The organism is Micromonospora craterilacus (assembly GCF_003236315.1).
GTDB lineage: Bacteria > Actinomycetota > Actinomycetes > Mycobacteriales > Micromonosporaceae > Micromonospora > Micromonospora craterilacus.
Genome location: NZ_POTY01000483.1, coordinates 1 through 1,318, shown reverse-complemented (window position 1 = coordinate 1,318; position 1,318 = coordinate 1). Strand labels below are relative to the sequence as shown.

1 protein-coding gene and 1 pseudogene are annotated in these 1,318 nt (G+C 74.4%); both read left to right on the top strand.

Annotated elements, in window-relative coordinates; translation table 11 throughout:
• The first annotated feature begins 152 nt into the window (after positions 1 to 152).
• The gene (locus C1I95_RS33960) at positions 153 to 857 is read left to right on the top strand and encodes an NUDIX hydrolase (RefSeq protein WP_233514072.1); all 705 of its coding nucleotides are present in this window, start codon (positions 153 to 155) and stop codon (positions 855 to 857) included.
• A gap of 191 nt (positions 858 to 1,048) precedes the next feature.
• Positions 1,049 to 1,318 (top strand): annotated as a pseudogene (locus tag C1I95_RS33955) (hypothetical protein); the annotation flags it as partial.

Below are 1,318 nucleotides of genomic sequence, written 5' to 3'. Positions count from 1 at the left end.
CCCACGTGCAGCCGCACCCAGCTGGTCGGAGTCCCGCGCAGGTGGCGCAGGAACAGTCGCCTCGTCACGTCGGCCATGACTCTCACCTCCCCTTTGTCGTCGCCATGACGATAATGGCTCTGGTACTTTGTCGTCAAGGTGGTGATAAAGAGATGGCCGAGTATCCGCCGTTCGCGGTGACCGTCGACCTGGTCGTGCTGACCGTCCGCGCGGACCAGCTCTGCGTACTGCTGGTCCGGCGCGGTATCGAGCCGTACCGGGGAGCGTGGGCGTTACCCGGCGGCTTCGTCGGCATCGACGAGGACCTGCCCGCCGCGGCCACCCGCGAGTTGGCCGAGGAAACCGGCCTGGCCGAGCCGGCCGGGCACCTGGAGCAGCTCGGCACGTACGGGCACCCGCGCCGGGACCCGCGTGGCCGGGTGGTCACCGTGGCCTGGCTGGCACTCCTGCCCGACCAGGCCAACCCGGTCGCCGGCACGGACGCCGCCTCGGCGGACTGGCTCCCGCTGTCCCAGCTCTCCCCCGGGCAGCTCGCCTTCGATCACGACCGGGTCCTCGCCGACGGTGTGGAGCGGGCCCGGGCCAAGCTGGAGTACACCCCGTTGGCGGCCGCCTTCTGCCCGCCCGAGTTCACCGTGGCTCAGCTGCGCGGCGTCTACGAGACGGTCTGGGGAACCCGCCTGGACCCACGCAACTTCCACCGCAAGGTGACCGGCACCCCGGGCTTCGTGGCACCGGTCGGGCGCGCCACCGAGGGCGACCGGGGCCGCCCGGCCCAGCTGTTCCGGCGCGGCCCGGCACCGCTGCTGCATCCCCCGATGCTGCGCCCCGACCAGACCGGCCAGACCGGGAGCTGACCCACTAGGCAGGCCGGGGACCGCCGCCGCGACCACGCCGCCGAGCGTGCCGGGACCGGACAGTGCCGGTCGGGTCGGCAGCAGCGGGACGCATCGGTTCGGGGACGACGGTGGTCAGCGGCGCGGCCGATGGGGATTCGGGCACCGGGACCGGGTCTGTCGGATCGGTCGATCCAACCGGGTCCGCCGACATGCCCGGATCCGACGACGCCGGCGGATCGGCCGACGCGCTCGGGTCGGTGGATCCGCCCGGGTCCGTCGAGACCGGCGGGTCCGTCGAGGGGGCCGTCGCGGGCGGCGGGACCGTCGACGCGGTGGGGCCGACCGAGGCGGTCGGCGAGGTGGGCCCGCCGGTCGGCGTCGGAGAGCCGGTCGGCGATGCGCTCGGCGACGGGGTGGGCTTCGGTGTCCGGGTCGGATTCGGGGTGGGCAGCGGCAGCGGGGCCGGCGTCGTGGTGGGC

Coding starts and splice junctions, on each gene's coding strand:
- C1I95_RS33960 (WP_233514072.1), top strand. CDS start 153: ATGGCCGAGTATCCGCCGTTCGCGGTGACCGTCGACCTGGTCGTGCTG.